The organism is Microcystis sp. M53598_WE2, from assembly GCF_030067735.1.
In the GTDB taxonomy this organism is placed as follows: domain Bacteria; phylum Cyanobacteriota; class Cyanobacteriia; order Cyanobacteriales; family Microcystaceae; genus Microcystis; species Microcystis aeruginosa.
The window spans coordinates 1-4,488 of the sequence record NZ_JASJFE010000264.1 but is presented as its reverse complement, the minus strand read 5'-3'; the positions used below and the strand labels follow the sequence as shown (position 1 = coordinate 4,488).

3 protein-coding genes and 1 pseudogene are annotated in these 4,488 nt (G+C 42.7%); all 4 read left to right on the top strand.

Annotation, left to right across the window (positions count from 1 at the left end; translation table 11 throughout):
- Nucleotides 1–174: 174 nt before the first annotated feature.
- Nucleotides 175–270: pseudogene (locus tag PX636_RS05590) on the top strand (type II toxin-antitoxin system VapC family toxin); the annotation flags it as partial.
- 165 nt (nt 271–435) lie between these two features.
- Nucleotides 436–1,359, top strand: coding sequence for a serine/threonine protein kinase (locus PX636_RS05585; protein ID WP_288116444.1), 924 nt, complete (start codon nt 436–438; stop codon nt 1,357–1,359).
- Between the two features lie 176 nt (nt 1,360–1,535).
- Nucleotides 1,536–2,411: a glycine--tRNA ligase subunit alpha gene (gene glyQ / locus PX636_RS05580; protein WP_147069202.1), complete on the top strand. Its 876-nt coding sequence runs from the start codon at nt 1,536–1,538 to the stop codon at nt 2,409–2,411.
- Between the two features lie 390 nt (nt 2,412–2,801).
- Entirely contained in the window at nt 2,802–4,382 is a 1,581-nt protein-coding gene (locus PX636_RS05575; RefSeq protein WP_288116443.1) for a lipoxygenase family protein, read from the top strand.
- Nucleotides 4,383–4,488: the final 106 nt, after the last annotated feature.

Genomic DNA, 4,488 nt, shown 5'->3' with positions numbered 1-4,488 from the left:
TTTCCCGCCTAGCGGCGGGTCGATTTTTTTTTGAGATTTTCTAGGGTGCGTCCCGGGGAGCTTTTGCCTTTTTGGGAGCAGTCCTACAGGACGCGAGCCGATGAAGATGCAAGGTTGGGTTGACGACAATTAAATAGGGCATGATGGAGGTTGGATAGATTTTCTCCTATGGCCGTGAGCGAAACCGTCTATATTGAAACCAGTATCTTAGGCTACCTAACTGCTCGACCCCGCAGAGATATTATTGTGGCGGCTAATATTGAGATAAGCTGTCCTTGTGTTTAAACTGCTTGTTGAGATGAGACAAGAGGCGATAGTAAAGGGATTGGGGGAGATTCAGCTAATCTAAGGATAGGCGCTTAAAATGCGTCTTAGCCTATTATTTGTGTTAATCTCATCTTTACAGATCAAAACCCCAAATCGTCTAAGGAGACAATGGCCGCCAATTCTCGGAATAAATCGCCCGTTTTTCTCGGCTGTTCCGGCAGGATCGCTATTTTTTGCCTCTTGATGTTACTATCGGCGGCAATAGGCTGGTTAATCGGTAAACAGTGGGTTAAACACAGCAATCAACCCCAAACCGTTAAACCCGTTTTTGCCACGGAGGAAAATAATTTTAATTCTGCCACAGATCCGGCATGGCAACGGAAAGCCGAGATGAGAAAGCGCCGTCTAGAGTTGGGAATTGATGGTCAGTTTTTTAAAAATCTCGTCAATGAATTGTTTAACCTCCGCTATGGGGATATCAAAGAGGAAAAACAGAAACAGGAACAAAGAGATATTTTAGCAGCAGAAATCCTCGATCGCTTAGACCGTCTCGATTCTGGCACTAGAGAAGCATTAGGTAGCTACGACGAGCAACAGCGAGAAAAATGGCGAGAACAAGTGAATCAGTTACGATTAAGCAGTAGAGTCCTTAATTTACTCACTGATAATGCTTTTTTTCAGCTATTTCCCGAATTGACAGAAAGACCAAATTTTGATAGCGGCTTAGGTCAACTATGGAGTGGTTTGGCCTGGAATCAGTTACAATCTTTACAGTCTGGCCTATCCTACCAAGCGATCGAAAGTTTAGACGCGGGGGGAGAGGAAGTGATCGAGGCAATTCTCAGCCAGGGACAAGGAAAAGCCTATGCAATAAAATTGCGTTCCAGTGATCGGTTAGACTTAAATTTAGAGACGGAAGGCGAAGTTTTACTATCTTTCTACTCTCCCACGGGTAATATTACCCTTTTAGACAAGTCTAGCGATCGGCAATGGTCCGGTCAATTACCCGAAGAGGGATTTTATGAATTAGTTATTCTCCCCCAATCTTCTACCCCCGTTCACTTTCGCTTGCAGTTAAAAGTAAGTCAATGACTTTAACCGTCAGGAGACAGTTATCAGTTATCAGTTATCAGTTATCAGTTATCAGTTTACTGATCACTGAAAAGCTCCCCACTTCCCCACTTCCCCACTTCCCAATTCATAATTCATAATTTATAATTTATAATTCCCACTTCCCCAACCCCTAATCTGCTTTTTTACTTTTTCCCATGTCTCTAACTTTCCAAGCTGTTATCGCTAAATTAAATGAATTTTGGGCCGCTCGTGGTTGTTTAGTTGCTCAACCCTATGATACCGAAAAAGGTGCGGGAACCATGAGTCCCCACACTTTTTTAAGGGCAATTGGTCCGGAACCTTGGGCCGTTGCCTATGTGGAACCCTGTCGTCGTCCAACGGATGGCCGTTATGGCGAAAATCCCAATCGTTTTCAGCATTACTATCAATATCAAGTCCTAATTAAACCCTCTCCTGATAATATTCAGGAAATCTATTTAGACTCCCTGCGGGTGTTAGGAATTAACCCAGAAGATCACGATATTCGCTTCGTGGAAGATAACTGGGAATCTCCCACCCTCGGCGCTTGGGGTGTGGGTTGGGAAGTGTGGTTAGATGGTATGGAAATCACTCAATTTACCTACTTTCAACAGTGTGGGGGTATTGATTGTCGTCCGGTGGCGATCGAAATTACCTACGGTTTAGAAAGATTAGCCATGTATCTGCAAGATGTAGAGGCAATTAATAAAATTCAATGGAATGAAAATATCCTCTACGGTGATATTTTTCTGCAAAATGAAATCGAACAATGTACCTACAATTTTGAGGCTTCTAATCCTGAGTTATTATTTAGTTTATTCAGTTTATATGAACAGGAAGCTAAACAATTAATCGATCGCTCTCTGGTGATTCCCAGTCTAGATTATGTTCTCAAATGTTCCCATACTTTTAATTTACTCGATGCTAGAGGTGTGATTGCTGTAGCTGAAAGAACCCGTTATATCGGCAGAATTCGCAATTTAGCTCGACAGGTTGCTCAATTGTATTTACAGCAACGGGAAGCTTTAGGTTTTCCCCTACAAACGGTTTAGCAATCAGTTATCAGTTATCAGATGGGAGTTTTCAGTTCACTGATTACTGTTTACTGATAAAATCTCCCCAACCTCAAACCAGCAACTTTGCACCTCATAGGTCCGAGAATTAATATATTAAGTTTTACAAACCGATGCAATATTTCGGGAATCTAACCCAGTTCTAGCTGTATATAATGGGTGACACTATATCTAGCCGGTAATTTACCTCAAAAGACCCTTTTGTTGGAGGTAATTCTTTACTTTGACTAGCCTATTAGTGCCAGGAAAAAGACCACAATTTTTAAGTTCTAATTTTTTAGACAAGGAGTTACTTTGCTGACACCATCGCTCCCAAAAAATGATCCTGATCCAGTCAAAAGACAAGAGCTATTAAGACGACAAAAACAAGTGTACATTTATGATTCCGTTAATGGAATCACCCTCGTCAAAGATTTACCTACCCACGAAAACTTTTCTATTTCCTATCAAGTAATGCGGGGTAAAGGTTTCAGTGCTTTAATTGCCAATGGCGTAGCCACGAGAATAGAAAATGTCTTTGATCCCTTCGACAAATTAGAAGATTACGAAGAACTTTTTCCTATCCTTCCCAAACCCACAAGCATTAAAACTTGGCAATCTAACACAGGTTTTGCCTACCAAAGATTAGCGGGAGCAAATCCCATGGTAATCCGCGGGATTAGCAGCTTACCAAATAATTTTCCCGTCAGCGATGCTATCTTCCAAAAAGCTATGGGACCCGATAAAACCATTGCCTCGGAAGCCGCTAAGGGTAACTTATTTCTAGCAGATTATGCCCCCCTACACCACCTAACTTTAGGCAGTTATCAAAGGGGTATGAAAACTGTGACAGCACCTCTTGTCCTTTTCTGTTGGCGTGCTAGAGGTTTACGGGGTCAAGGGGGATTAGTACCAGTTGCCATTCAATTGTATCAGGATCCGACCCTACCTAATCAGCGCATCTATACCCCCGATGACGGACTTAATTGGTTAATGGCGAAAATTTTCGTGCAAATTGCCGACGGAAATCACCATGAATTAGTTAGTCACCTCAGCCATACCCATTTAGTAGCGGAAGCTTTTGTTTTAGCCACAGCTACCGAGTTAGCACTTAATCATCCTCTGGCAATTCTATTAAGACCTCATTTTCAATTTACCCTCGCTATTAATAGTTTAGCCGAGAGCGAGTTAATTAACCCCGGCGGATTCGTTGATCGTCTATTAGCGGGGACCCTAGAAGCATCTATCGAGCTAATTAAGAGTTCCTATCGTCAAAGATTGGATAATTTCGCCGATTATGCCCTACCAAAGCAATTAGAATTGCGCCAGGTCCAGGATACCTCCCTACTACCAGATTACCCCTACCGAGACGATGCTCTCTTACTTTGGCAAGCAACGGAAACCTACGTCAAAGATTACCTAAGTCTTTACTATACTTCCGACGCGGACGTAAACGAGGATACAGAATTACAAGCTTGGGCGCGAAAATTGATGTCATCTGAAGGTGGAGGCATCAAAAAATTAGTTTCTGACGGAGAATTAGACACTTTAGCCAAATTAGTCGAAGTTGTCACCCAGATAATTTTTGTGGCCGGACCACAACACGCGGCGGTTAATTATCCTCAATACGATTATCTCGCCTTTAGCCCCAATATTCCCCTAGCGGGTTATCAATCCCCTCCCAAAGCAGCTGAGGAAGTGGATATAGATTATATTCTCCGTCTTTTGCCGCCCCAGGCCCAGGCCGCTTATCAATTGGAAATTATGCAGACTTTAACAGCTTTTCAATTTAACCGTTTTGGTTATCCATCCCGAAGTGCTTTCCCAGATCAACGTGCTTACCCGATTTTGGCGGTTTTCCAAGCTAAATTAAAAGCGATCGAAAATGAGATCGATCGGCGCAATTTAACCCGATTTACGCCTTATATTTTCCTGAAACCCTCTCGCATACCCAATAGTATCAATATTTAGGGTCTGCTGAAAAAGTTTTTTGTGGGGGCAGGGTGTGGGGTGTGGGGTGTGGGGTTTTATCGGTTTTGAGGAGGCCAATTACCTAATTTTCAGGGAAAAAGTCCCG

What these genes read in the sequence shown, in the direction of transcription:
- PX636_RS05585 (WP_288116444.1), top strand. Translation starts at nt 436, where the DNA reads ATGGCCGCCAATTCTCGGAATAAATCGCCCGTTTTTCTCGGCTGTTCC.
- glyQ (WP_147069202.1), top strand. Translation starts at nt 1,536, where the DNA reads ATGTCTCTAACTTTCCAAGCTGTTATCGCTAAATTAAATGAATTTTGG.